Annotated in this window: 29 protein-coding genes; 12 read left to right on the top strand and 17 right to left on the bottom strand. The window is 63.1% G+C overall.

The genetic code is table 11. The features are described from left to right. The first annotated feature begins 80 nt into the window (after positions 1-80). The 8 genes from DIC66_RS01090 to DIC66_RS01055 all read left to right on the top strand — a co-directional run bounded on the left by DIC66_RS01090 (position 81) and on the right by DIC66_RS01055 (position 6,494). Positions 81-767 (top strand): ABC transporter permease, encoded by a 687-nt coding sequence (locus tag DIC66_RS01090; RefSeq protein WP_117173194.1) that lies wholly within the window; start codon positions 81-83, stop codon positions 765-767. Continuing rightward, positions 764-1,477 (top strand): ABC transporter permease, encoded by a 714-nt coding sequence (locus DIC66_RS01085; protein WP_117173192.1) that lies wholly within the window; start codon positions 764-766, stop codon positions 1,475-1,477. Before DIC66_RS01090 ends, DIC66_RS01085 begins: the two co-directional genes overlap by 4 nt. A 5-nt stretch (positions 1,478-1,482) precedes the next feature. Next, positions 1,483-2,613 (top strand): succinylglutamate desuccinylase/aspartoacylase family protein, encoded by a 1,131-nt coding sequence (locus tag DIC66_RS01080; RefSeq protein ID WP_117173190.1) that lies wholly within the window; start codon positions 1,483-1,485, stop codon positions 2,611-2,613. Positions 2,614-2,632: 19 nt separating this feature from the next. Then, entirely contained in the window at positions 2,633-3,409 is a 777-nt protein-coding gene (locus DIC66_RS01075; RefSeq protein ID WP_117173188.1) for an ABC transporter ATP-binding protein, read from the top strand. A gap of 88 nt (positions 3,410-3,497) precedes the next feature. Next, complete coding sequence (locus DIC66_RS01070; protein ID WP_117174094.1) at positions 3,498-4,412, top strand: acyltransferase; 915 nt, start codon at positions 3,498-3,500, stop codon at positions 4,410-4,412. Beyond that, positions 4,412-5,305: an esterase/lipase family protein gene (locus DIC66_RS01065; protein WP_117173186.1), complete on the top strand. Its 894-nt coding sequence runs from the start codon at positions 4,412-4,414 to the stop codon at positions 5,303-5,305. The genes DIC66_RS01070 and DIC66_RS01065 overlap by 1 nt, the downstream gene beginning before the upstream one ends. Positions 5,306-5,316: 11 nt before the next feature. Beyond that, positions 5,317-5,901 carry a chromate transporter gene (locus tag DIC66_RS01060; RefSeq protein ID WP_233505737.1) on the top strand — a complete coding sequence of 195 codons (585 nt, stop codon included), beginning with the start codon at positions 5,317-5,319 and terminating at the stop codon, positions 5,899-5,901. Next, on the top strand, positions 5,898-6,494 hold the full coding sequence (locus DIC66_RS01055) for a chromate transporter (RefSeq protein WP_117173182.1): 597 nt from the start codon (positions 5,898-5,900) through the stop codon (positions 6,492-6,494). Before DIC66_RS01060 ends, DIC66_RS01055 begins: the two co-directional genes overlap by 4 nt. Here DIC66_RS01055 and DIC66_RS01050 read toward each other — a convergent pair. Together DIC66_RS01050 and rlmB are read right to left on the bottom strand one after the other, a co-directional pair. Next, positions 6,491-6,808: a hypothetical protein gene (locus tag DIC66_RS01050; protein WP_147321213.1), complete on the bottom strand. Its 318-nt coding sequence runs from the start codon at positions 6,806-6,808 to the stop codon at positions 6,491-6,493. The genes DIC66_RS01055 and DIC66_RS01050 overlap by 4 nt on opposite strands. 12 nt (positions 6,809-6,820) lie before the next feature. Then, entirely contained in the window at positions 6,821-7,588 is a 768-nt protein-coding gene (gene rlmB, locus DIC66_RS01045) for a 23S rRNA (guanosine(2251)-2'-O)-methyltransferase RlmB (protein WP_117174092.1), read from the bottom strand. Between the two features lie 82 nt (positions 7,589-7,670). Between rlmB and DIC66_RS01040 the strand changes: the two genes are divergently transcribed. After that, the gene (locus DIC66_RS01040; RefSeq protein WP_117173178.1) at positions 7,671-8,828 is read left to right on the top strand and encodes a sterol desaturase family protein; all 1,158 of its coding nucleotides are present in this window, start codon (positions 7,671-7,673) and stop codon (positions 8,826-8,828) included. Here DIC66_RS01040 and DIC66_RS01035 read toward each other — a convergent pair. Next, the gene (locus tag DIC66_RS01035; RefSeq protein WP_117173176.1) at positions 8,796-9,458 is read right to left on the bottom strand and encodes a fatty acid desaturase CarF family protein; all 663 of its coding nucleotides are present in this window, start codon (positions 9,456-9,458) and stop codon (positions 8,796-8,798) included. The genes DIC66_RS01040 and DIC66_RS01035 overlap by 33 nt on opposite strands. A gap of 34 nt (positions 9,459-9,492) precedes the next feature. On the opposite strand from DIC66_RS01035, the gene DIC66_RS01030 reads away from it, so the two are divergent. Together DIC66_RS01030 and DIC66_RS01025 are read left to right on the top strand one after the other, a co-directional pair. Beyond that, positions 9,493-10,524 (top strand): fatty acid desaturase family protein, encoded by a 1,032-nt coding sequence (locus tag DIC66_RS01030; RefSeq protein WP_158558816.1) that lies wholly within the window; start codon positions 9,493-9,495, stop codon positions 10,522-10,524. A 60-nt stretch (positions 10,525-10,584) separates the two neighbouring features. Beyond that, the gene (locus DIC66_RS01025; RefSeq protein ID WP_117173172.1) at positions 10,585-11,181 is read left to right on the top strand and encodes an HD domain-containing protein; all 597 of its coding nucleotides are present in this window, start codon (positions 10,585-10,587) and stop codon (positions 11,179-11,181) included. Positions 11,182-11,228: 47 nt separating this feature from the next. On the opposite strand, the gene DIC66_RS01020 is transcribed toward DIC66_RS01025, so the two are convergent. Continuing rightward, positions 11,229-11,918 carry an ABC transporter ATP-binding protein gene (locus DIC66_RS01020; protein ID WP_117173170.1) on the bottom strand — a complete coding sequence of 230 codons (690 nt, stop codon included), beginning with the start codon at positions 11,916-11,918 and terminating at the stop codon, positions 11,229-11,231. Here DIC66_RS01020 and DIC66_RS01015 point away from each other — a divergent pair. After that, positions 11,917-12,567: an arylesterase gene (locus DIC66_RS01015; protein WP_117173168.1), complete on the top strand. Its 651-nt coding sequence runs from the start codon at positions 11,917-11,919 to the stop codon at positions 12,565-12,567. The two genes, DIC66_RS01020 and DIC66_RS01015, sit on opposite strands and share 2 nt — an antisense overlap. Positions 12,568-12,591: 24 nt before the next feature. On the opposite strand, the gene DIC66_RS01010 is transcribed toward DIC66_RS01015, so the two are convergent. The 13 genes from DIC66_RS01010 to bamB all read right to left on the bottom strand — a co-directional run bounded on the left by DIC66_RS01010 (position 12,592) and on the right by bamB (position 24,660). Then, the gene (locus tag DIC66_RS01010) at positions 12,592-12,774 is read right to left on the bottom strand and encodes a hypothetical protein (protein WP_117173166.1); all 183 of its coding nucleotides are present in this window, start codon (positions 12,772-12,774) and stop codon (positions 12,592-12,594) included. Positions 12,775-12,791: 17 nt separating this feature from the next. Continuing rightward, on the bottom strand, positions 12,792-13,613 hold the full coding sequence (locus DIC66_RS01005; RefSeq protein ID WP_117173164.1) for a DUF2189 domain-containing protein: 822 nt from the start codon (positions 13,611-13,613) through the stop codon (positions 12,792-12,794). An 86-nt stretch (positions 13,614-13,699) separates the two neighbouring features. Then, on the bottom strand, positions 13,700-14,905 hold the full coding sequence (locus tag DIC66_RS01000) for a PLP-dependent transferase (protein WP_117173162.1): 1,206 nt from the start codon (positions 14,903-14,905) through the stop codon (positions 13,700-13,702). A 12-nt stretch (positions 14,906-14,917) separates the two neighbouring features. Then, a complete protein-coding gene (locus DIC66_RS00995; RefSeq protein ID WP_117173160.1) occupies positions 14,918-15,442 on the bottom strand; it encodes a phosphoribosyltransferase in 525 nt (174 codons plus the stop codon). 38 nt (positions 15,443-15,480) lie between these two features. After that, entirely contained in the window at positions 15,481-16,857 is a 1,377-nt protein-coding gene (locus DIC66_RS00990) for an adenylosuccinate synthase (protein WP_117173158.1), read from the bottom strand. Positions 16,858-16,866: 9 nt separating this feature from the next. Further along, positions 16,867-18,027, bottom strand: a complete 1,161-nt coding sequence (locus tag DIC66_RS00985; protein ID WP_117173156.1) for an ATP phosphoribosyltransferase regulatory subunit — start codon at positions 18,025-18,027, stop codon at positions 16,867-16,869. A 53-nt stretch (positions 18,028-18,080) separates the two neighbouring features. Further along, entirely contained in the window at positions 18,081-18,272 is a 192-nt protein-coding gene (locus DIC66_RS00980) for a DUF2065 domain-containing protein (protein WP_117173154.1), read from the bottom strand. 16 nt (positions 18,273-18,288) lie between these two features. Then, positions 18,289-19,197, bottom strand: coding sequence for a protease modulator HflC (hflC, locus tag DIC66_RS00975; RefSeq protein ID WP_117173152.1), 909 nt, complete (start codon positions 19,195-19,197; stop codon positions 18,289-18,291). A gap of 9 nt (positions 19,198-19,206) precedes the next feature. Continuing rightward, positions 19,207-20,592: an FtsH protease activity modulator HflK gene (hflK, locus tag DIC66_RS00970; protein WP_233505736.1), complete on the bottom strand. Its 1,386-nt coding sequence runs from the start codon at positions 20,590-20,592 to the stop codon at positions 19,207-19,209. A gap of 38 nt (positions 20,593-20,630) precedes the next feature. Beyond that, entirely contained in the window at positions 20,631-21,800 is a 1,170-nt protein-coding gene (gene hflX, locus DIC66_RS00965; protein WP_233505735.1) for a GTPase HflX, read from the bottom strand. 48 nt (positions 21,801-21,848) lie between these two features. Further along, positions 21,849-22,097 (bottom strand): RNA chaperone Hfq, encoded by a 249-nt coding sequence (gene hfq, locus DIC66_RS00960; protein WP_420820468.1) that lies wholly within the window; start codon positions 22,095-22,097, stop codon positions 21,849-21,851. 102 nt (positions 22,098-22,199) lie between these two features. Further along, positions 22,200-23,537 carry a ribosome biogenesis GTPase Der gene (der, locus tag DIC66_RS00955; RefSeq protein ID WP_117173146.1) on the bottom strand — a complete coding sequence of 446 codons (1,338 nt, stop codon included), beginning with the start codon at positions 23,535-23,537 and terminating at the stop codon, positions 22,200-22,202. A gap of 16 nt (positions 23,538-23,553) precedes the next feature. After that, a complete protein-coding gene (gene bamB / locus DIC66_RS00950) occupies positions 23,554-24,660 on the bottom strand; it encodes an outer membrane protein assembly factor BamB (protein ID WP_117173144.1) in 1,107 nt (368 codons plus the stop codon). Positions 24,661-24,684: the final 24 nt, after the last annotated feature.

Genomic DNA, 24,684 nt, shown 5'->3' with positions numbered 1-24,684 from the left:
GTCCCACAACAGAACGACAGCGTGCAGACAATGCCCGCTGTCGTTTTTGTTTGTCAGCTTCACAGACAATCGGGCGCACTATGAACGGTTACTACTTTTCGATACTGCACGGCGCACTGCTGACGGTGGGCGTGTCCCTGCTTGCGCTGCTGGTGTCGATTGTGCTGGGGCTACTGGGCGCTGCGGCCAAGCTCTCGGGCAACAAGATTCTGGTGGCAATAGGCACGGCCTACACCACGGTGATACGCGGCATCCCCGACCTGGTGGTGATGCTGCTGGTGTTTTACGGCGGCACGATTGGCCTGAACCATTTGCTGACCGCCATGGGCAGCAAGGGCAATATTGACATCAACCCCTTCTTTGCCGGGGTGCTGACCATCGGCTTTATTTACGGCGCCTACATGACCGAGTCCTTCCGCGGCGCCATCCTGAGTATTCCCAAAGGGCAGATGGAAGCGGCCTGGGCTTTTGGCATGGGCCGCACGCAGACCTTTGTGCGCATTACCGCGCCGCAAATGGTGCGCTACGCCCTGCCCAGCTTTACCAACAACTGGCTGGTGCTGATCAAGGCCACGGCCCTGGTCAGCCTGATTGGCCTGAAGGAAATGACGTATCTGGCCAAGCAGGCCAGTGCCGCCACGCGTTCGCCCTTTGCCTTCTTTCTGTTTACGGCCGCCCTGTTTCTGGTCTACACATCGGTCTCCCTGTATGCGCTGCGCAAGCTCAATGACCGCTACAGCCTGGGCGCCAAACGGGGAACGCTATGAAATGGTCTGTCATTTTCCAGCCAGAAAACCTGGCGCTGTATGGCGAAGGCATTCTCACCACGCTGGGTCTGCTGTTTTCTTCCCTGGGCATTGGCGCGGTGCTGGCGCTGCTCTTTGCCCTGGCCCTCACCGGCCCCTGGGCGCCGCTGCGCTGGGTGGTGGGCGCCTATACCTATGTGATTCGCGGCACACCGCTGCTGATTCAGGTCTACCTGATTTACTACGGCCTGGGCCAGCTGGAATGGATACAGGCGCGCTGGGATGACGTCTGGCCCTGGACGCACTTCAAGGAACCTTTCTTCTGCGCCCTGCTGGCCTTCAGCCTGAACACTGCGGGCTACACCGCCGAGATGCTGGCCGGTGCCATCCGCGAAACCAATGCCGGAGAGATCGAGGCCGCCCAGGCCTTTGGCATGAGCCGCTTCAAGGTGATGCTGCGCATCGTGCTGCCCAGCGCCATGCGCCGCGCCCTGCCCGCCTACAGCAACGAGGTGGTGATGATGCTGCAAAGCACCAGCCTGGCCAGTGCCGTGCCCAGCATGCTGGACGTCACCGCTGCGGCCAGCCGCGTTTACTCCGACTTCTATTTGCCCTTTGAGGCCTACATTGCCGCAGCTGCCATTTATCTGGTGGCCTCCTTCTGCCTGATTGCGGTGTTCCGGTTGGCCGAGCGGCACTTCCTGGCCCATCTGGCACCGCGCAAAAACTGAATGCCATGCAACGCATAGACCACCCCCTGTTGTCACCCAGCCTGGGCAGCCACAAGACGCTGACCAGCTTTCACTTTGGAAAAGCTGGCAGTGGCTTGAAAATTTATATCCAGGCCAGCCTGCACGCCGAAGAGCTACCCGGCATGCTGGTGGCCTACCACCTGCGCCCCCTGCTCGAAGCCGCCGAGGCCGCAGGCCAGGTGGTGGGTGAAGTGGTGCTGGTGCCGGTGAGCAACCCCATTGGCCTGTCACAGCGCCTGGACCACAAGCCCATGGGGCGCTTTGAGCTCGACAGCTCGGAAAACTTCAACCGCAACTACCCCGACTTTGCGAAGGCCGTGCTGCCTGCACTGACAGACAAGCTGGGCGCGGACCCTGCCGCCAATGTGCGCATGGTGCGCCAGGCCATGGCCGCACACCTGGCCAGTTTGAAACCTGCCACCGAATTGCAAAGCCTGCGCCAGACGCTGCTGGGCCTGGCCTTTGATGCCGACATCGTGCTGGACCTGCATTGCGACTGCGAAGGCGTGATGCATTTCTATTGCGAAGAAAGCTGCTGGCCGCAACTCGCCCCCATTGCCCACTTCATGGGCAGCCAGGCCATCTTGCTGGCCAAGGATTCGGGTGGCGGCCCAATTGACGAAGCCCTGTCGGGCACCTGGTGGCGCCTGGCCGAGGCCTTGAAGCACCAAGGCCTGGACCATCCCCTGCCCCAGGGCTGCTGCACCACCACCATCGAGCTGCGCGGCGAGTTGGATGTGACGCATGCCTATGCCATGCAGGACGCGCGCTCCATCTTCAGCTACCTGGAGCACCTGGGCGTGCTGGCCACTGGCAACACGCCAGCCGTGCCTGCAGCCCTGTGCCAGCCCACGCCGCTGGCCGGCTCCGAGACACTGCGCGCCACAGGCTCTGGCGTGGTGGTCTATGCCGCACAGCCGGGCCAGACCATGAAGACCGGCGAGCTGGTGGCCGAGGTCATCAACCCCCTGGATGGCGTGGCCGAGCGCGTGCTGGCCGGGGTGGACGGCGTGTTCTATGCCCGCATCCTCAACCGCTACGTGACTGCCGGTTGCGAAGTCGGCAAGATTGCGGGCGCCACCCCTTTCAGAACCGGCTCGCTGCTGGGCAACTGACCTTTTTATTGCACACACCATGTCCAACACCGCACTCAAACTCCAGGTCGAGAACATCCACAAAAGCTTCGGGCCCAACGAGGTGCTCAAGGGCGTGTCCCTCACCGCGCATGCGGGCGATGTGATCAGCATCATCGGCAGCTCCGGCTCGGGCAAGAGCACGTTTCTGCGCTGCATCAACCTGCTGGAAAAGCCCAACCAGGGCCGCATTGAAGTGGCCGGTGAAAAGCTGCTGCTGGTCAAGGGCAAGAGCGGCGAGCTCGAAGCCGCCGACCCCAAGCAGCTGCAGCGCCTGCGCACCAAGCTGGCCATGGTGTTCCAGCACTTCAACCTGTGGGCCCATATGACGGTGCTGCAGAACATCATCGAAACACCGGTGCACATCCTGGGCGTGCCCAAGGACGAGGCAGTAGAGACCGCGCGCAAGTACCTGGCCAAGGTGGGCCTCTCGGGCGTGGAAGACCGCTACCCCGCGCACATGAGTGGCGGCCAGCAGCAGCGCGTGGCCATTGCCCGCGCGCTGGCCGTAGAGCCCGAGGTGATGCTGTTTGACGAACCCACCAGCGCGCTGGACCCCGAGCTGGTGTCCGAAGTGCTCAAGGTGATGAAGACCCTGGCCCAGGAAGGCCGCACCATGGTGGTGGTGACGCACGAAATGGGTTTTGCCCGCGAGGTGGCCAACCACCTGATCTTTCTGCACAAGGGCCTGGTGGAAGAAGAAGGCAACCCGCAAACCGTGCTGGCCAATCCCAAGAGTGAGAGGCTGGCACAGTTTCTCTCAGGCAGCTTGAAGTAACGGCCCAGGTCAGCGAAAACGTGCCGAACCTGCCTGTCCTGCCGAGCCGGTGGAATTTTCCAAGCCTGCACTGCCAGCCATTGCCTTTATGTTGAAAGCTTTTCCAGCGCCGCTTCTGGGCTTCGTGACCTTTGCCCTGCTGCTGGCCAACACCCTGTTCTGGGTGCCCATCCTGCTGGTGTTTGCGGCCATCAAACTGGTCTTGCCGATGCGTGGCGTGCGCCAAGCGCTGGACCCTGTGCTGGTCTGGATAGCCGAGACCTGGATTGCCAGCAACAGCGCCTGGATGACCCACTTGCATCGCACGCAGTGGGATGTGCAGGGCATTGAAGGCCTGCGGCCCGATGACTGGTACCTGGTCAACAGCAACCACCAGTGCGCCGCCGATATCTTTGTGCTGCAGCACCTGCTCAACCGCCGCATCCCGTTGTTGAAGTTTTTCATCAAGCAGCAGCTGATCTGGATGCCCGTCATTGGCCTGGCCTGGTGGGCGCTGGACTTTCCCTTCATGCGCCGCCACAGCGAGGCCTACCTGAAGAAGCATCCCGAGATGCGTGCCAAAGACCAGGAGTCCACGCGCCGCGCCTGCGCCAAGTTCGCCCTCATCCCCACCAGCGTGACCAACTTCATGGAGGGCACCCGCTTCACGCCGGCCAAACATGCGCGCCAGCTGTCCCCCTACCGCTACCTGCTCAAGCCCAAGGCCGGCGGCGTGGCCCTGGCCCTGAACGCCATGGGCGACAAGTTCCACTCCATCCTGGCTGTGACCATCGTCTACCCCGACGGCATCCCCGGCTTCTGGACTTTTCTGTGCGGGGGCATGCGCCGCGTGATCGTGCGCGTGCGCAGCCTGCCCATTCCGAGCGCGCTGCTGCAAGGCGACTATGGCAACGACCCGGCCTTCCGCGAAGCCTTCTCGGCCTGGGTGCAGCAGGTGTGGCGGGACAAGGATGCGCAGATTGCGGAGTTGCTGGCCGCAGCCAAACCCACAAGGAGCCACTGATGCTTGCCCGCATGCTGAGAATCACCATTGCCATGCAAATGCTGTTTGGCGCAGCACTGGGTTACTGGCTGACGGACGGCAATGCGGGCCTCGTCGGAAAGCTGCCCGGCATGTTGCTGGTGGCCATGGCTGCGCCTCTGGTTGGCAACACCATCACCATCGTGCTGAGCTTTTTCAAGTCCCGCGCAAAGGAACCTGCGGCTCTGTGGGGCCGTGCCCTGCTGGGTGAAACCATGGCCAGCGCCCGATTCTTTCTGCTGCGCCAGCCCTGGGCTTTTGCGCCACCGGTGCTGCGGCCCGCTACGGGCAGCCAGGCGCGCATACCTGTTCTGCTGGTGCACGGCTTTGTCTGCAACCACCGCGTATGGAAGGCGCTGACGCCGACCCTGCAAGCACAGGGCCACACGGTGCTTGCGATCAACCTGGAGCCGCTGTTCTGCTCGATTGACGACTACGCAGCGCAGATCGAACAGGCCGTGCAAACGCTGCGCCAGCAGACTGGCCAAAACCAGGTGGCGCTGGTGGGCCACAGCATGGGTGGCCTGGCCATACGCGCATGGATGCGCCGCTTCGGCACGGCGCAGGTGGCACGCGCCATCACGCTGGGCACACCGCATGCGGGCACACAGGCCAAGGCCATGGTCAGCACCGCCAACGGCGTGCAAATGGGCTGGCAAAGCGACTGGCTCAAGGAACTTGCAGCGTCAGAAACGGATGCCACCCGCAGCCTGCTGCGCATTGCCCTCACGCCGCAGGACAACATCGTCTACCCGCAGCGCGCGCAGACCTTGCAGGGCATCACACCCACAGTGTTTGAAGGCCGCGGCCACCTGCAGTTGTGCACCGATGCAGACGTACGCCAATGGGTCTGCGCACAGTTGGCGCTGGGGTAAGCTGGTCGGCCATGCGCCCTACTTCCAAGTCGGATCTGTTCTGTTCTTTTTCCTGGCTGGCCCTGCAGGGCTTTGGCGGCGTGCTGGCGGTTGTGCAGCGCGAGCTGGTCGAGAAAAAGCAGTGGCTCACGCGCGAGGAGTTTGTGGAAGACTGGGCGGTGGCGCAAATTCTGCCCGGCCCGAATGTGGTGAACCTGTCGCTGATGCTGGGCGACCGCTACTACGGGTTTCCTGGCGCGCTGCTGGCGCTGGCGGGCATGCTGCTGTTTCCCCTGCTGCTTGTGCTGGCGCTGGCGGCAGCCTTCTCGGGTGTGGCCGATCTGCCCCAGGTGCAAGGCGCCCTGCGTGGTATGGGTGCGGTCGCGGCGGGCCTGATCACGGCCACCGGGCTCCAGTTGATCACCGCCCTGCGCAGCAATCCCATGGGGCTGGACGTTTGCTGGGTGTTGGCCGCCCTCACCTTTGTGGCCATCGCCATCCTGCGACTGCCGCTGGCCTGGGTGCTGCTGGGAGTGGGGGGTGCAGCCTGCGTCTACGCCTACCGGACCCTGCAAGCCAAGGCAGAGCGCAAGGCCCAGCAGGAAAATAACCCATGAGCATCACCATGGCCGTGCTGGACTGGCTGCACCTGCTGGGGCATTTCCTGACCCTGTCGCTGCTGGCCATTGGCGGCGCCATCACCACCGCGCCCGATATGCACCGCTACCTGGTGGTGGAGCAGCACTGGCTAACAGACAGCCAGTTCACCGCCAGCATCGCCTTGGCCCAGGCAGCCCCTGGCCCCAACGTGCTGTTCATCGCCCTGCTGGGCTGGAATGTGGGCCTGAATGCAGCCGGCGGCCTGGCCGCGGGCGCAGTTGCCTGGGGCTGGGGCGTGCTGGGTGCCTGTGTCACCATGGCGGGCATCCTGATTCCCAGCACCACGCTGACCCTGGCGGCCGCGCGCTGGGGCCACAAAAACCGCGAGCGGCTGGGCGTGCGAGCCTTCAAGACCGGCATGGCGCCCATTGTCATTGCCCTGTTGGGGGCCACAGGCTGGATACTCTCCGCCAGCCAGGGCAGCGCCACCGATAACTGGCGCCTGTGGCTGCTCACCGCCGTGGTGACCGTGCTGGTCTGGCGTACCCGCATCCACCTGCTGTGGCTGCTGGCGGCGGGTGGGCTGCTGGGGTGGTGGGGCTTGGTTTAAAGAGCCGATGGCGCAAGCGCTGTGGTGAGAAACGTCACAACGACCGCATAAAGGACCACAGCAAGCGCGCTTGCCGTGCGTGAGACCCTTCGGCCCTGCAAGAGGGCAAGCAGACCCAGCATGGACATGCCAAACATGGTGAATGCGAGCACATAGGCTTGGGGTACTGGCACGAATATGGACGGCCCTCCTCGGCGCGGCGATGTGCCGAAACCTGAATGCGCCACGATCAGGCAGCCACCCAGCAAGCCGAGCACAACCATCACGGCGACCGCCACTTGTGCGCCTTTGCTGTGCTGAAGCGGGGATTTCATATACCCGATCGCTCAACTGCGCTGGCGCACCGCCTCGTACAGGCAGATGCCGCTGGCCACCGACACATTCAGGCTCTCCACCGCACCCAGCATGGGGATGCTGACCAGTTGGTCGCAGGTCTTGGCGGTGAGCTGGCGCATGCCGTCGCCCTCGGCGCCCAGCACCAGGGCCACCGGACCCTTGAGGTCGGCCTGGTACAGGGTCTGGGTGGCCTGGTCGCTGGTGCCAATGACCCAGATGTTGCGCTCCTTGAGCTCCCCCAGGGTGCGCGCCAGGTTAGTCACCATAAAGTAGGGCACGGTCTCGGCCGCACCGCTGGCCACCTTGGCCACGGTGGCATTGATGCCGGCCGCATGGTCCTTGGGGGCGATCACCGCATGGGCCCCGGCACCGTCGGCCACGCGCAGGCAGGCGCCCAGGTTGTGCGGATCGGTCACGCCATCGAGCACCAGGATCAGCGGCTGTATGCGCTCGGCAGGCGGCAGCTCGGCATTGCTGGCTTCCAGGTTTTCCAGCAGCTCGTCGAGCGAATGCACCTGCTTGATCTCTTGCACACGCGCGGCCACGCCCTGGTGGCCGTGGCTGCCGGCGAGCTTGGCCAGGCGCATGCCGTCGGCCTCGATCAGGCGCACACCGTGCTCGGCTACCTTGTCCAGGAACTGGCGCATGCGCGCGTCGCGCCGGGTGGGCTCGTAGTAGATTTCAACAATCGATTGCGGCGCGGTTTTCAGGCGCACGCCCACGGCATGGAAGCCGAACAGAACTTTGGGTGATGACATGCAGCGATTATCGGTGCTGGCGACCTCCCCGCCATAGCCACCCTTCCCGACATAATGGGGCCACACCGGCAAGCCACCCCCCATGCTGAAAAAACTGCACCACCTCACCGCCTCCACAGGCCCGCTGCGCCGCGGCACCGGCCTGGTCAGCGGGGTGATTGCGCTGGCCCTGGGCGTGCTGTGCCTGATGGCGGTACTGGCGTTTCACTTTCCGCAGTACCTCACCACTCCGCAATTGCGCCAGTCGTATGACGTGGCGGTGCTGCGCCAGCTGCTGTTCTGGTCCCTGGTGCTGAGCGGCGCGCTGGCCCTGGCCAACACCCTGCTCAACCGGGCGCGCTGGCTGTCGGGCGTGACCTTCGTGTGCGTGACGGCCGCGGCCCTGCTGGGTGGCCACAAGGTGCCTGTGAAAGACTTTGCGCAGCCCCAGCTCTATGTCGGGCTGGACTGGCTGGTGCTGGACCTGCTGGGCTCCACGCTGGTCTTCATCTGCATTGAGAAGCTGTTCCCCTTGCGCCGCGAGCAGCCGGTGTTTCGCGACCAGTGGCAGACCGACTTGCAGTACTTCATCGTCAACCACCTGGGTGTGGGCTTTGTGCTGCTGGCCACCAACCTGATGGTGCACCGCTTCTTTGGCTGGGCCGTGCAGGGCGGCGTGCAGCTGTGGGTGCAGCAGTTGCCGCTGGTGGCCGCAGTCTTGCTGCTGATGCTGGTGGCCGACCTGATCCAGTACGGGGTGCACCGTGCCCTGCATGAGGTGCCGCTCCTGTGGCGGGTGCATGCGGTGCACCACAGCATCACCACGGTGGACTGGCTGGCCGGCTCGCGCCTGCATATTGTGGAGGTGCTACTGATGCGTACCCTGGTGCTGGCACCCATCTACGTGCTGGGCTTCTCCAAGGAGGCCATCGACATTTACATCGTCATTGTGGGCACGCAGGCGGTGCTCAACCATGCCAATGTCAACATCCGTCTGGGGCCGCTGCGCTATGTGCTGGTGACGCCCAACTTCCACCACTGGCACCACTCCCAGGACAGCGAGGCCCTGGACCGCAACTACGCCGGGCAGTTTGCCTTTCTGGACCACCTGTTTGGCACCGCCGTGCGCTCTGACAAGGCCTGGCCCCAGCGCTACGGCGTGCGTGGCGACTATGTGCCGCAGGGCTTCTGGAAGCAGTTTATTTTTCCGTTTGGCAAAGCCCGGCCTTCAGTCAAAGTTGGTGCGGATGCCCAGCCGTAGCAGCCCTGCCTCCACGCGCGCCCAGGGCACGCGGTTGCACAGCGGGTTGGCCCAGCCACTCAGAATGCAGTAGTTGCCGCGGTGCGGTTTGCGGTGGTGCAGCGCATGGGTTTGCGGCCGCAGGATGATGCGCCAGTGCTGCAGGCGCTGCATCCAGCGCGGCCTGCGCGCCGTGGGCAAATGGGCCCAGCGGTGAAAGCGGTTGGAGAGCACGGCAAAGGCCACGCACCACAGGCCTACCAGTCGCGCCAGCAGAACCCCATTGGAAGCCGGCCGGGCAAAGTCTGGTGACCACAGCCACAGCACGACGGCACCGGCAATGGCCGAGGAGCCCAGGTTTTCTGTCAGGCTGATCTGGGTGATGTCCCCCGGCGACTTGTGATGACGCCGAAAGGGCGCCACCAGCATGGGTCCCCACAGCGGCGTATGGGAATCGCCAAACGAATCGCACACCCAGTGGATCAGGCCGGACAACAGGTCGGCACAGTAGTAGCCCATGGGCAGTGCCAGCAGACACCAGAACAGGCCCCACCAACCCTGTGCAAAACCCAGCTCCTGAAAGCCGCGCAGCAACAGGCCCAGGCAGGCCAGCATGCCCAGCGCTTCCAACACGGTGACAATGCGATTCATCAACACAGAAGATTTCCCAAGGGAGTTCCAGAACGTGCAGACCTTTCACACACCCACGCTCAACGATGCGCACTCCCGTGCGCTGTGGCAGCAGATGCAGGCGCAACTCGCGGCCCAGGGCCGCACGGTGCTGCACCCGGCGTGGGCCTGGCTGCGGCTGCTGGCATTATCAGCGGCCCTGGCCCTGTGCCTGGGCTTTGCCTGGCAGACGCCCTCCACTACCTACGCCCTGCTTTGCAGCCTGCCGATTGCGCTGGTGCTGGCCCAGTTTGCCTTTCTGGGCCACGACGCCGGACACCGCGCCGTGCACCGCAGCGGCCTGTGGCGCGGCTTGCTGGGACAGGCCTGCATGACGGTGGCAACCGGCATGGCCTTTGAAGAATGGTTTGAGCGGCATGCCGCCCACCACAGCCACTGCCAGAACGAACAAAAAGACCCGGACATGGAGGTCAGCGTGGTGGTGTCGCTTACCGAAGGCGCACTGAAAGGCCGCACGGGCCTGGCGCGCCTGTGCGCGCGGCTGCAGCACTGGCATGTGTGGTTTTTGTCGCTGCTGTTTGCCCACAGCCAGCGGCATTTGTCGCAGTGGGGCGTGCTCAAGCAGCCACTGCACTACCGGCGCGATCTGGCCGTGCTGGTGCTGCACGGCTTGTTGTGGTTTGGCCTGCCCTGCTGGGTGCTGCAGGTGGATGCCAGCCGGGCTTTGCTGGTCTATGCCGTGCCGCTGTTTGTCCTGGGTCCTTATTTAGCCACCATCTTTTGGCTCAACCACATCGGCATGCCGCTGGTGCGCCCGGGGCAATCCATCAGCTTTCTGGAGCACCAGACCGCTACCTCACGCACCGTGCTCAGCCCGCGCGCCATGGACTGGTTTTTTGGCGGGCTGAACTACCAGATTGAGCACCACCTGTTCCCCCAGGTGCCTTCCATCCGCCTCGCCCAGGTGCAGCCTGTGGTGCAGCACACGCTGGCAAAAGCCGGGGTGGCCTACAACGGCCGCGACTTCCGGACATCTGTTGGCGAGGTGGCAGCGCACTTCCGCCAGGTTGCACGCGCCGCACGATAAAACGCAAAGCCCCACGCCCCCACCCCAGGCATGGGCAGATGGCACTGGCAAAATGGCCACATGACACCCGAGAACCTGCAAGGCTGCCTGACCTTTTTGCGCGAGGCCGAGCGTCTGAAAAACGTGCTGCGCAGCGCCTACACCACCACCGGCAAGCAGGAGAGCACGGCCGAGCACAGCTGGCGCCTGTGCCTGATGGCCATGGTGTTCGAATCGGAATTTGCCCGCCTGGATATGGCCCGGCTGCTCAAGCTGTGCGTGCTGCATGACCTGGGCGAAGCCTTGCATGGCGACGTGCCTGCGGTGGCACTGGAGCAAAACCCCAACAAGTCCGCCATTGAACGTGCCGACCTGCAAACCCTCATGCAGACCCTGCCCCGCGCGCTGGCGGCGGAGTTTATGGCGCTGTGGGAAGAGTACGAAAACGCCACCAGCCCGGAGGCGCTTATCGTCAAGGGGCTGGACAAGCTGGAGACGATTCTGCAGCACAACCAAGGCATCAACCCGCCCGGTTTTGACTACGGCTTCAACCTGGACTATGGCCAGAAGTACATGGGCGCACACCCCTTGCTGCAGCAGATACGCGCATTGTTGGACGCCGACACCCGCGCGCGGCATGCCAAGCCACACGTGCCGTACACACCACCTGCTGCTTAAGGCCTCTGCGCCAGGCAGAAACGCCAAGCCACTGCCCGAGTCACGACTTACGACTCCACCAGGGCTTCCATCAGCACGCGCCCGGCCTCAATAGTGATGCTGCGGCTGCAGCGTGCGGCAATGGCGCGGTCGTGGGTCACCAATACAAGTGTGGTGCCCTGCTCACGGTTCAGGTCAAACATCAGCTCCATGATTTTTTCGCCGGTGGCAAAGTCCAGGCTGCCGGTGGGCTCGTCGGCCAACAGCACGGCCGGGTGGACCACAAAGGCCCGCGCCAGGGCCACGCGCTGTTGCTCGCCGCCACTGAGCACCTTGGGGTAGGCGTTGAGGCGCTGCGACAGGCCCACACGGCCCAGCATCTCGGTGGCAGCACTGCGCGCGTCCTTGCGCCCGTCCAATTCGAGCGGCAACATCACGTTTTCCAGGGCGGTGAGGCTGCCCAGCAACTGAAAGCTCTGGAACACAAAGCCCACCTGGCGTGCGCGCAGGGCGGCGCGGGCATCCTCATCAATGGCAAACAGATCCTGCCCTGCCAGGCGCACGGTGCCGCTGCTGGGTGTGTCCAGACCGGCCATGATGGACAGCAGCGTGCTCTTGCCAGAACCGGAAGCACCCACAATGGCCACGGTCTCTTGGCGCTTGAGCGCAAAATCGATATCGGACAGGATCTCCAGCGTGCCGGTGGAATCGGTCACGGCCTTGAAAACATGCTCTACGGAAATAATTGAATCTGACATGAATCTCTCTTTGGTACGACGCCACTTTAGCCTGCTTGTGTTAACAGCTCTTTTTGCGGGGCCAAGTCTGGCGCAAGACAGCGCACCCAAACGCCCGGCCACCATCCTGGTGCTGGGTGATTCGCTGAGTGCCGAATACGGTTTGCAGCGCGGCCAGGGCTGGGTGGCGCTGATGCAGGCGCGCCTGGTGCAGGAAAAGATGGTGGCCACCGTCATCAATGCCAGCATCAGCGGCGACACCACCTCCGGCGGGCGTAGCCGCCTGCCCGCCCTGCTGGCCCAGCACAAGCCTAGCGTGGTGATTGTGGAGTTGGGCGCCAATGACGCGCTGCGTGGCCTGCCGGTGGCGATGACGCAGGACAACCTGCAGGCCATGGTGCAAGCCGCCAAGGCCGCGGGCTCCCGGGTGCTGCTGGTGGGCATGCAGCTGCCGCCCAATTACGGGCAAAGCTATGGCAAACAGTTTGCCGACACCTTTGGCCAGGTAGCCAAAGCGCAGCAGGTGGCACTGGTGCCGTTCATGCTCAAGGGAGTGGCAGATGCGCCGGATGCCATGAAGTGGTTTCAGGCTGACCGCATCCACCCGGTGGCCGCAGCGCACCCTTTGATTCTCAATACGCTGTGGCCTTCGGTGAAGAAGCTGCTGTAGCTAAAGCCTTGGATGCCCGGAAGGTCAGGCTGGGGTACCGGAATCAGGTGCAGGTGTGTCGGTGGCATCGGTTTCCGGTTGGCCGGAATCGTCAGTGCCGGTATCGCCCACCTTGCGCTCGGACTTGGCCTTGAGCTTCTCTTCTTTCTTCTTCTTTTTGGCCAGTTCTTTCTGACGCTTTTCGTAACCGTAGTTGGGAGTTGCCAAGATATGCTTTCGTTAATTCATGGGACTGTAACATCCTGCGGCCATTGCACCGCGCCCCGGTAGGCGTACCAGGTGCCGTGACCCAGCAGGGGCCCGGTCAGCAGCAGGCCCACACCCCAGGGCAGGGCCAGGGAGGCGCCTATCAGGGCGGCAATCAGCGCACCCCAGAGGAGCATGACGGCGGTGTTGTGGAACATCACCTCCAGGCTGGTGATGGCGGCCGAGATGGCATCGGTGTCGCGATCCAGGATCATGGGGATGGAGACCGCCGAGATGGAAAACACCAGCATGGCAAACGCCCCCCCCACCACCGCATAGGCTGCCACAAACTCCCAGTTCTGCGGGTTGAAGATGGCCTGCATCACCCCGCTGGTGGACGGCATGCCGGTATTGAAGAACACCGCAAACACCACCAGCGAGGCCCTGCCCCACAGCAGCTCCATGACGATAAGCACCAGCACCAGCATGCCCATGCTTTTGATGTGGCTGTCCCAGCAGGTGATGGACGAGGATAGGTCGGGCACCAGCCCGGCCTCGCGCCTGCGGCTCACCTCATACAGGCCCATGGCCAAAAACGGACCGACCAGCAGGCAGCCCGAGGCAATGGTCATGGTGTATTCGGGGCTGGAGCGGAACACCGCCCCCAAGATCACGGCCATCAGCCAGAAGGCTACGCCATAAAAACCGCTGATGCCGGGGTGGGCGCGCATGTCGGCCCAACCGGCGCGCAACCACTGGAAGGGTGCGCCAAAACCCAGCACCCGGATGGTCTTGGCAGGTGCGTCTGAGGGGGGAGGAATGTAGGGCGGTGGGGCTTCGTAATCGGGCAAGGAACTCATTCCGCCAGACTACCGCGTGTCAAGCCGCCTGACTACTCAGGTAAACCAGAACACCCTGGCGCACAAAGCGCTGCCAGGCCAGGGTGCTAGCGCAGGACGCCCAAGGCCTGGTGGATGTCTGCCTGCAAATCCTGCACGGCTTCCAGGCCAATGGAGAAACGCACCAAGGTGCCCTTCTCCAAATAGCTGGGCCAGTTGCTGCGGATCTGGGCCAGCTCGTAGGGCACCACCAGGCTCATGGGGCCGCCCCAGCTGTAGCCCAGCTTGAAGAGCTTGAGGGCGTCGCAAAAGGCGTCGGTCTGGTCACGCGTGAAGCGCTCGTCCAGCATCACGCTGAACAGGCCGGCAGCGCCGCCAAAGGTGTGCACGCACAGCTCCTTCCAGTGCGCGTGGCCGGGTGAGCCGGGAAGTGCAGGATGCAGCACCTGCACAAACTCGGCCTGGCTGTCGGCCCACAGGGCCAATGCGCGCGTGGCTTCGTCATGCGCGCGGTAACGCAAGGCCATGCTGGGCAGGCCACGCAGGATGGCTTCCACATCGTTCATGCCCACACCCAGGCCCAGGCGCATGTGGGTGAGCTTGAGGCGCATGTGCAGACCGGCATCGCGTGTGATGACGCTGCCCATGAGCACATCGCCACCGCCGCTGGGGTATTTGGTCAGGGCGTGCGCGGTGATGTCCACGCCCAGCGCGGGTGACTCATCGGGCACCAGGTCAAAGGGCTTGAACGCCAGGCCCGCGCCCCAGGTGTTGTCCAGCGCAGTGAGCACCTTGCGCTGCTTGCAGATGCGCAGCAGGGACAACAGATCGGGGAACTCCAGCGTGACCGAACCGGCAGCTTCCAACCAGACGAGCTTGGTACGGCTGGAGATCTGCGCTTCCAGGTCCTGCGGGTCCATCGGGTCGTAGTACTGGTGGGAAATGCCCCAGTGCATGAGCTCGCCCTCCACCAGGCTCTTGTTGGGGCCATAGACGTTGTCAGGCAGCAGCACCTCATCGCCCGCCTTCAGCAGCGACAGCGACACCAGCGCCAGAGCCGCCAGACCGCTGGGCACCAGCAGGCACTGCTGGCCACCCTCCAGCGTGCACAGGCGCTCTTCCAACTGGTAGGAAGTGGGCGTGCCGTGCAGGCCGTAGGTGTAGGCCGACTTGTCCTTCCACTCGCGGCTGCGCATGGCAGCCACGCTCGGAAAGATCACCGTGGAGGCCTTGAACACGCCGGGCTGCGGCGCCTCAAACCCCGTAGGCGGTATGTAGCTGTGGTGGATCAGGTCGGTGACGGGATGTGCCATGCTTTTTTACTTCTAGACGCTCCACTTTTCGATGAGCTGCTGGGGACGCAGTGCGTCGTAGCTCTCGAAAGGCTGGTGGATCCAGGGGTTGGTCGGCAAAAACTCCACCTGGTAATCGGGCGTGAACTTGGACAGGGCCTTGGTCCAGATCACCGCGCTGCGCAGCTCGGTGATGGGCTTGTAGTTGGTCTTGAGCTGCTTGATCACCGCCTCGAGGGTGACGCCGGAATCGGCCAGATCATCCACCAGCAGCACGCGCCCGGCGATCTCGCCCTTGGGAGTGGTGATGTAGTGGGCAATGTCCAGGTTCTCCTGCGTGAGCCCCGCGTTGGCCCGGTAGGAGCTGGTGGACATGATGGCCAGCGGCTTGTCGAAGACGCGGGACAGGATGTCACCGGGGCGCATGCCGCCGCGCGCCAGACACAGGATGGTGTCGAACTCCCAGCCCGACTGAAAAATCTTGATGGCCAGTTTTTCAATCAGGTTGTGGTACTCGTCGTAGCTCACATAAAGGTGCTTGCCGTCTTCAGTCAACATGGGTGTGCTCCTGTGTATTCGTGGGGGGTCAATGCAGTTCAGTCAGCCAGATAGGGGTGGCGCATCATGATGGTGTGGTCGCGGTCCGGGCTGGTGGACACCATGTGGATGGGCACACCGGTCACCTGCTCAATGCGCTGCAAATACAGGCGCGCGGCCACCGGCAGCTTGTCGTATTGCGTCACACCCACGGTGCTGTCGCTCCAGCCGTCCATCACCTCATAAATGGGCGTGCAGCGCTCAATGTCGTCCGCGCCCATGGGCAGGATGTCAATGGTCTGGCCGTCCATCTCGTAGCCAGTGCAGAGCATGAGTTCTTTCAGGCCATCGAGCACGTCGAGTTTGGTAATGCACAGGCCCGAGAGGCCGTTCACCTGGGCCGAGCGCTTGAGCAGGGCCGCATCAAACCAGCCGCAGCGGCGCGAGCGACCGGTGGTCACACCCTTCTCGGCGCCCACGGTGCTCATGTGGTAGCCGGGGGTGCCTTCTTTTTCCCACTCGAGTTCGGTGGGGAACGGGCCGCCGCCCACGCGGGTGCAATAGGCCTTGGTAATGCCCAGGATGTAGTGCAGCATGCCCGGGCCCACGCCGGAGCCGGCCGCGGCATTGCCGGCCACGCAGTTGCTGGAGGTGACATACGGATAGGTGCCGTGGTCCACGTCCAGCAGGGTGCCCTGCGCGCCTTCAAACAGCAAATTGGCACCGTGCAGGTTGGCTTCGTTGAGTTCGCGCGAGACGTCGGCAATCATGGGCTTGAGCAACTCGGCATGCTGCATGGCTTGGGCAAACACCGGCTCGAACAGCACGCGGCCATTTTCCATAAAGGGTGCGAGTTGGGGGCCAAAGTCAAAGGCCTCGGAACCCAGGTAGGACGTGAGCACGTGGTTATGCAGGTCCAGCAGCTCGCGCAGCTTGGTGGCAAAACGCTCGGGGTGCTTGAGGTCTTGCACGCGCAGGGCGCGCCGGGCAATCTTGTCTTCATAGGCCGGGCCAATGCCACGGCCCGTGGTGCCGATCTTGGCGCCACTGCCTTTTTCGCGCGCCACTTCGCGGGCCAGGTCAAGGGCCACGTGGAAGGCCAGGATCAGCGGGCAGGCTTCGCTCACGCGCAGGCGCGAGCGCACTTCAACACCGGCTTTTTCCAGGCCCTCAATTTCTTCAAACAGCTTGGCCGCTGACAGCACCACACCGTTGCCGATGTAGCACTTCACGCCCGGGCGCATGATGCCGCTGGGGATCAGGTGCAAGGCGGTTTTCACGCCATTGATGACCAGGGTGTGGCCTGCGTTGTGGCCGCCTTGGAAGCGCACCACGCCCTGGGCGCTCTCGGTGAGCCAGTCGACCAGCTTGCCCTTGCCTTCGTCGCCCCATTGGGTACCGACCACCACTACATTTCGACCTTTGGTTGTATTCATGAATGTCTCTTAAATTGCTGTCACAGACCACTGACCGCTTTGCTCCTTGAGCTCGCGGTCACACTGGAATTCGTCTACTTCGCTCTCGTGCCCTGGCAGCACGCAGACCACTGTTTCGCCCTGTTGACGCAGCGCGGCGATGGCCAAGCGCAGGGCCGCATCCTCACCCCAAGGGGCGCGGATGGCAGCGCGCAGGGGCCGCAGCTGGGCCGCACTGGCCAGTTCCTTCACGTCCAGGCTGAAGCCCACGGCCGGGCGCTTGCGCCCGAACACCGAGCCCACCTCGTCGTAGCGGCCACCACGCGCCAGGGCGTCGTGCGCGGCCGGCGCGTAGATGGAGAAACGGGTGCCGGTGTAGTAGGCGTAGCCACGCAGGTCGGCCAGGTCAAAGCTGACCGACACATCATCAAACGCGCTGGCGATGTGTTTGCCCAGCCACTGCAGCTCAGACAGGGCCTGCTGCACTTCGGGCAGGGCCGGCAGCCGTTGTGCGGCTTTATCCAGCACCCGGGCGTCACCATACAGCTCTACCAGGCTCTGGATGGCGATGGCAATGTCGGGCGGGCATTGGCGGGTCAGCACGCGCAACTCGGAGGCGTCCTTGCCAGCCAGTGCTGCATGCACCAAGTCCTGCTCGGCAGCGGTCAGACCCGACGCCTTGAGCAGGGCACTGACGATGCGGGCGTTGGCCAGGTCCACCGTGAGGGGCCCGACATTGGCTGAACGCAGGGCATCGAGTGCCAGAGTCAGGATTTCAAGATCGGCTTCCAGCCCGGCATGGCCATAGATTTCGGCGCCAAACTGCAGTGGCTCGCGGCTGGCGTGTGGGCCACCCGGGCGGGTATGCAGCACCGGGCCGCAGTAGCACAGGCGCGCCACGCCGCGGCGGTTGAGCAAGTGGGCATCAATGCGGGCAACCTGGGGTGTGCTGTCAGCACGCAGACCCATCATGCGGCCCGAGAGTTGATCGACCAGTTTGAAGGTTTGCAGGTCCAGCGCCTCGCCAGTGCCAGACAACAGCGACTCCAGGTGTTCCAGAAGCGGGGGCATGACGAGCTCGTAGCCATAGCAACGCGCCATGTCCAGCAAGTCTCGACGTATTTCTTCGATGTGGCGGGCCTCGGAAGGCAGCACATCGGCAATGTGATCCGGCAGGACCCAAGCAGACATGGATTTGAGGGAGGCTGTTAAAACAGGGATTTTACCGGCCTCGGGGCCGTATTTCAGGGCGCCAGCATCCAAATCAACAATAAGCCCACCGAAATGCTGGCCATGGCGAAGGTCCGGATTTGCCCGTCCGAGAGCTGCAGCAGCTGGGCGAAGGTGCGGCGCCAGTTGGCCGGTGAGATAAAGGGGAACAGCCCTTCAATAACCAGCACCAGGGCCAACGCCATCCACAGGGTATCGCTATCCACTTTGTGAGACCCGCGGCTACTTTTTGGCGGGCGCGCTGTTGCCACCCGCGCCGCCATTGCGGAACACCTTGAAGAACTCGCTGCTGGTCGGGTCCAGCACCATCACGTCGCTCTTGTTGGCAAAGCTGGCCTTGTAGGCATCCAGGCTGCGGTAGAACTGGGCAAACTGCGGGTCCTTTCCAAAGGATTCGCCGTAAATGCGCGCGGCTTCGGCATCACCCTCGCCCTTGATCTTCTGGGCGTCGCGGTAGGCATTGGCAATCGTCACTTCGCGCTGGCGGTCGGCATCAGCGCGGATTTTTTCACCTTCGGCCGCACCGGTGGAACGCAGCTCGTTGGCCACACGCTTGCGCTCGGCCTCCATGCGGCGATAGACCGACTCGGTAATGGCTTCCACATAGTCCACACGGGTGATACGCACATCCACCACGTCCACGCCCCAGGGTTTAGCACCGCGCACCTTGTCCAGCACCTCGGCCTTCACATCCTCCATCAGGGCTTCGCGCTTGAGGGACAGCAACTCCTTCACCGTGCGTTTGTTGATCTCTTCCTGAAAGGCATTGCGCACCACGCGGTTGAGCTGCAGGGCACCAGCGCCCTCATTCAGGCCCACGTTGCGGATGTACTCGGTGGGGCCGGTAATACGCCAGCGCACATACCAGTCAATCACCACGCGCTGCTTCTCGGCCGTGAGCATGGGCTCGGAGTCGGAGCTGTCGAGCGTGAGCAGGCGCTTGTCGATGTAGGAAACGTTCTGGAACGGCGGCGGCAGCTTGAAGTTGAGGCCAGGCTCGGTGATCACTTCCTTGATCTGACCCAGGGCATAGACCACGCCAAACTGGCGCTGGTCGACCACAAACAAGGTGGAACTGGCCAGCACCAACAGCACCAGCAGGGAGGAAAGAATAAGTCCAATACGGTTCATAGCGTGCTCCTAGCGAACGTCACGGTCACGGGTGCGAGCAGCGTCGCGGGCCCGGGCGTCCGAGGCATTGTTGTTGGCGGCAGGCACGGCAGGCAACACCGTGGTGCTGGCAGCCGCACTGGTGGCGGCATCGGCCGATCCGGCAGAGGCACCATTCATCTGCAAAACCTTGTCCAGCGGCAGATACAGCATGTTGGAGCCCTGCTTGGACTCCACCACCACCTTGGTCACGTTGGTGTAGATCTGCTGCATGGTGTCCAGGTACATGCGGTCACGGGTTACCTGGGGTGCCTTCTGGTATTCGGCAAACACCGAGCGGAAACGCTGGGCATCACCCTGGGCCTGGGCTACCACCCGTGCCTTGTAAGCGTCGGCCTCTTCCTTCAGGCGCGAGGCGGAACCCACGGCGCGGGGAATCACATCGTTGGCATAGGCTTGCGCTTCGTTCTTGGCACGCTCACGCTCTTGCCCGGCCTTGAGCACATCGTCAAACGAGGCCTGCACCTGCTCAGGCGGACGCACGCCGCCCTGCTGCAGGTTAATGCCCACCACTTCAATACCCACGTTGTAACGGTCCAGAATCGCCTGCATCAGAGTGCGGACCTGGGGGGCGATCTGGTCGCGCTCTTCAGACAGGGCAGCATCCATGCGCATGCGGCCTATGACTTCGCGCACAGCAGTCTCAGCCGCCTGCACCACGGCGTCGGTGGGGTTCTTGCTCTCAAACAAGAAGGCGCGCGCATCGTTCAGGCGGTATTGCACCGCGAACTTGATGTCCAGAATGTTTTCATCCTGGGTCAGCATGGCCGACTCTTTCAGGCCGGTGGCCTTGAGCACCGTGTCGCGGCCTATGTCCACCGAGCGGATCTGCGTCACAAACACCAGTTCGTGGCGCTGTATGGGGTACGGCAGGCGCCAGTTGAAACCGGCGTTCACTGTGGACTTGTAGCGGCCAAACTGGGTGATAACGGCCTGTTGGCCTTCCTGAACGATGAAGAAGCCGGTGCCCAACCAGATCAACAGCAGCACACCCAGAATCAGGCCAATGCCCACACCGGCCGTCTTCATGTCGGGCTGGAATCCACCGTTGCCGCCTGCACCGCCCGTGCCACCGCCCTGAGAGCCCGCGGGCTTGTTGCCAAACAGGCTGCCGAGCTTGCGGTTGAAATCGCGCCACAGCTCATCCAGATCCGGCGGGCCGGAATTGGTGTTCTGGGGGCGCCGGTCTGGCGCGGGCTGCTTGGGAGGCTCGCTGTCAGGAGTTCCGTCCGCCGGCTTGCCAGCCTCATCAGACTTCTCGCCACTGCGACCCCAGCGGGAATCATTCAAATTGAAGACGCGCTTGAGTCCCTGCATGGGCATGCTCCAGTCGAACCGGGTAGGTAGTGATTTCATTGTTTCAACTTATATGGCTTTGAACCGATTGTGCCCAATCACGTTGCAGCCCCGCCATTCTCAGGGGCATAGTCCGTCAGATTGTCCGCAGGCTTCGCGGCGGCTACCAAAGCTGACAGGGTCTGCCGCAACTCGGCCAGGCCTTGCGCGTTCCTGGCACTTACAAAGACCCGTGGTGTTTGCACACCATCGATTTCATACTCATCCACCAGCCGCAGCGGTTGCTGGTCCGGGGACAAAGCATCGGTCTTGTTGAACACCAGCAGTTGCGGAATGTCTTGGGCACCGATTTCTGTCAGCACGCGCTGCACCTGGGCGATCTGCTCCACGTAGTCGGCATTGGAGGCGTCCACCACATGAAGCAGCAGATCGGCGTCAACGGCTTCCTGCAGTGTGGCCTGGAAGGCATCCACCAGTCCGTGCGGCAGGTCGCGGATGAAACCCACGGTGTCAGAGAGAGACACAGAGCGCGCCGCGTCTCCCAGGTAAAGTTGTCGGGTCGTGGTGTCCAGCGTGGCAAACAGCTGGTCGGCCGCATAGGCGCGGGCCTTGACCAGCGCATTGAACAGCGTGGATTTGCCCGCGTTGGTGTAGCCAATCAGCGAGATGTTGAAGGCGTCGCGCCGCTCGCGCTGGCGCCGCTGGGTCTGGCGCTGCTTCTTGACCTTGGACAGGCGCTCCTTGGTGCGCTTGATGGTCTCGCCGATCATGCGCCGGTCCAGCTCGATCTGTGCCTCGCCCGGGCCGCCACGCATGCCGATGCCGCCACTCTGGCGCTCCAAGTGCGACCAGCGCCGCACCAAGCGTGTGCTGAGGTATTGCAGACGGGCGAGCTCCACCTGCAACTTGCCCTCGTGGCTGCGGGCGCGCTGGGCAAAGATTTCCAGGATCAGGAAGGTGCGGTCATTGACCGGCATCTCCAGATGCCGCTCCAGATTGCGCTGCTGGCCGGGGCTGAGCGACTGGTCAAACAGCACCTCGGTGGCACCCACCTGGGCTGCAAGCATCTTGATTTCGTCGGCCTTGCCCGAGCCTATGAACAGGGCGGCGTCAGGCGCGCGGCGCTTGCAGGTGACCCTGGCCACAGGATGCATGCCAGCCGTCTGGGCCAAGAGGCCCAGCTCTTCGAGTTCGCCGTCGAAATGGGGAAGGCCCAAATCCACACCGACCAGGATGGTGTTGGCCTTGGCTTGTGCGTGCGCGGTCAATGGGACAACCAGAGCGCCAGAGCGCCCACCCCTGAATGGGCCGTCAGATCAGGCCGCAGGGGCTTGCTCTTCACCGCCTGCACTGAATGACACAGCACGGCCGGGGACGATGGTGGAGATGGCATGCTTGTAAACCATCTGGGTGACGGTGTTGCGCAGCAAGACCACGTATTGATCAAACGATTCGATTTGACCCTGCAATTTGATACCGTTGACCAGGTAAATGGACACCGGCACATGCTCCCGACGCAATGCGTTCAGGAAGGGGTCTTGAAGGAGTTGGCCTTTATTATTCACGATATTTTCCGTGTTCGAAAAAATTGATAAGCGCTGAAGATAGCACAGTTAAAGAGAACCGCCGCAAGGCGGTCATAAATTAGCTGTAAAGAAAAGCGCCGGCTAATCCTTGTCGGCGTAGGGGTTGGACGCACTCTTCATCTGGATGCGCAGGGGTGTGCCCACTAGATCGAACTCCTTGCGGAAGCGCCCTTCCAGAAAGCGCTTGTAGGTCTCGGTCACATGCTCCAGCGAGTTGCCATGAATCACGATGATGGGCGGATTCATGCCACCCTGGTGGGCGTAACGCATCTTGGGGCGGTACATGCCGGTCTTCTTGGGCGTCTGGAACTGCACGGCTTCGAGCAGCAGGCGGGTGAGCATCGGCGTGGGCATCTTGCAGTTGGCCGAGCGGTGGGCTTGGGCAATCGAGTCCCACACCGGCCCCAGGCCTTGGCGCTTCTGGGCCGAGATGTAGTGCACGGTGGCAAATTTCAGGAAGCCCATGCGGGTTTCCATGGCGCGCTTGACCAACTCGCGCTGGTATTCGTCCACGGCGTCCCACTTGTTGATGGCAATCACCACGGCGCGGCCCGACTCCAGGATGTAGCCCGCAATGTGGGCATCCTGATCGGTCACGCTCTGCGTGGCATCGATCAACAGCAGCACGACGCTGGCAGATTCAATGGCCTGCAGGGTCTTGACCACCGAGAATTTTTCAATGGCCTCAAACACCTGGCCCTTGCGACGCAAGCCAGCCGTGTCCACCAACTCGAAACGTTGGCCATTGCGCTCAAACGGCACCGAGATGGCGTCACGCGTTGTGCCCGGCATGTCAAAGGCCACCAGGCGCTCTTCACCCAGCCAGGTGTTGATCAGCGTGGACTTGCCCACATTGGGGCGGCCCGCCACGGCCAGCTTGATGACGCCGGGGTCTTGCTCGGGCTCGGGCTCGCCGTCTTCGGGCAGGTGCAGGGGTGCCAGTGCCATGTCCACCAGGGCCTTGATGCCCTGGCCGTGCGAGGCAGATACAGGCACCACCTCACCCAGGCCCAACTCAAAGAACTCGCCCAACTGAATGCCCTGCGTCATACCCTCGGCCTTGTTGGCCACCAGCAGGCAGGGCTTGCCCAGTTTGCGCAGGTACTTGGCAATGTCGTGGTCTTGTGCCGACACGCCAGCGCGAGCGTCCACCACAAACACCACCACATCGGCTTCGGCGACAGCCTGGCGGGTTTGCTTGGCCATTTCCTTGTAGATGCCGGTCAGGGCATCGGGCTCGAAACCGCCGGTGTCAATCACGATGTACTCGTGTTTGCCCTGGGCACCATTGCCATAGTGGCGGTCCCGCGTCAGCCCGGCGTAGTCCGCCACAATGGCATCACGCGTTTTGGTCAGGCGGTTGAAAAGGGTGGACTTGCCGACATTGGGTCGGCCCACCAGCGCTATTACGGGTTTCATGAATGCTTAAAAGGGCCTACTCAGGCCGGAACGCGTAAACAGTGCCGCGGCGACTCACCACCAGCAAAGTCTTGCCAGCCAGTACAGGTGCCACGGAAAGGCCGGAATCATCGGTCTTGATCCGGTTCAAGGGGGCACCATCGGTCTTGGACAGCACATGCAGATTGCCGGCGTCATCGCCAAAGAGCAGGGAGCGGCCCGCCACCAGCGGTGCGCTCAGCACACGGAAACGGTAGCGGTCCAGCGTCCAGGCTTTCTCGCCGTCCTTGCGATTCCAGGCTGAAAGCTTGCCGTCGGCCTCTGTGCCGTACACCATGCTGGCGTCGCCCGCCACACCCGTGCTGCCGTTGGCCGGTTTGCTCCAGAGCGATTTTCCGGTGGAAGCATCCAGGCAGGCCACGGCATATTGGAAGGCCCGTACACAGATTTGGTTGCCTTCACGGCTGTAGCCGGAGACCACATCCACCAAGCGTTCGACTTCATTGGTCCCGCGCGCGCTCACAACCGCTGTTTCCCACCGCGTGGCACCGGTCAGAGGGTTCAGGCCGGCCACCCGGCCGCCATAGCCCACCACCAACGTGTCACCCACAGCAGTCAACAGGCCGGACTGTCCCAGCACCAGGGCGTCGCCCGCTTTTTGTTGCTGCCACAGGCGTTGGCCACTGGCGGCATCAAAGGCCACGACGGTTCGGTCGGCCGACAGCGTAAAGACCCGGCCACCCGCAACCAGGGGTGCGGTCAGGGTCAGCGCCTTGAGCTTTTGCTTCCACACCAGCTTGCCTGCGTCCAGCACCAGCAGTTCACTGGTGCGGCTGACCACAGCGGCGTAGCGGCCATCACTACCCACCCCGGCACTCAAGGGGGTATCGAGCTTGGTGCGCCAGACGTCGGCACCGGTTTGCGCGTCCAGCACCGCCACGGTGCCGTCGGTAGAAGCCAGGTAGGCGCGTCCGTCCACCACCCGCACATCCAGGGGAAAGTCGACCGAGCCAATCGCCACAGACCAGACTGCGCGCACGCCCAGCAGGGGAACGTTTTCCGGCAAGGGGGCTGGCTTGGGCCTGTCGACTCCGGCACAAGCTGCCAACAGGGAGACCAACAGCATTGCAAAAAGACTGCGCATGACCGGCTTGCTCCGAACGGTTAA

The sequence above is a fragment of the Rhodoferax lacus genome, from assembly GCF_003415675.1.
In the GTDB taxonomy this organism is placed as follows: domain Bacteria; phylum Pseudomonadota; class Gammaproteobacteria; order Burkholderiales; family Burkholderiaceae_C; genus Allorhodoferax; species Allorhodoferax lacus.
This window is presented reverse-complemented; position numbering and strand designations above follow the sequence as displayed.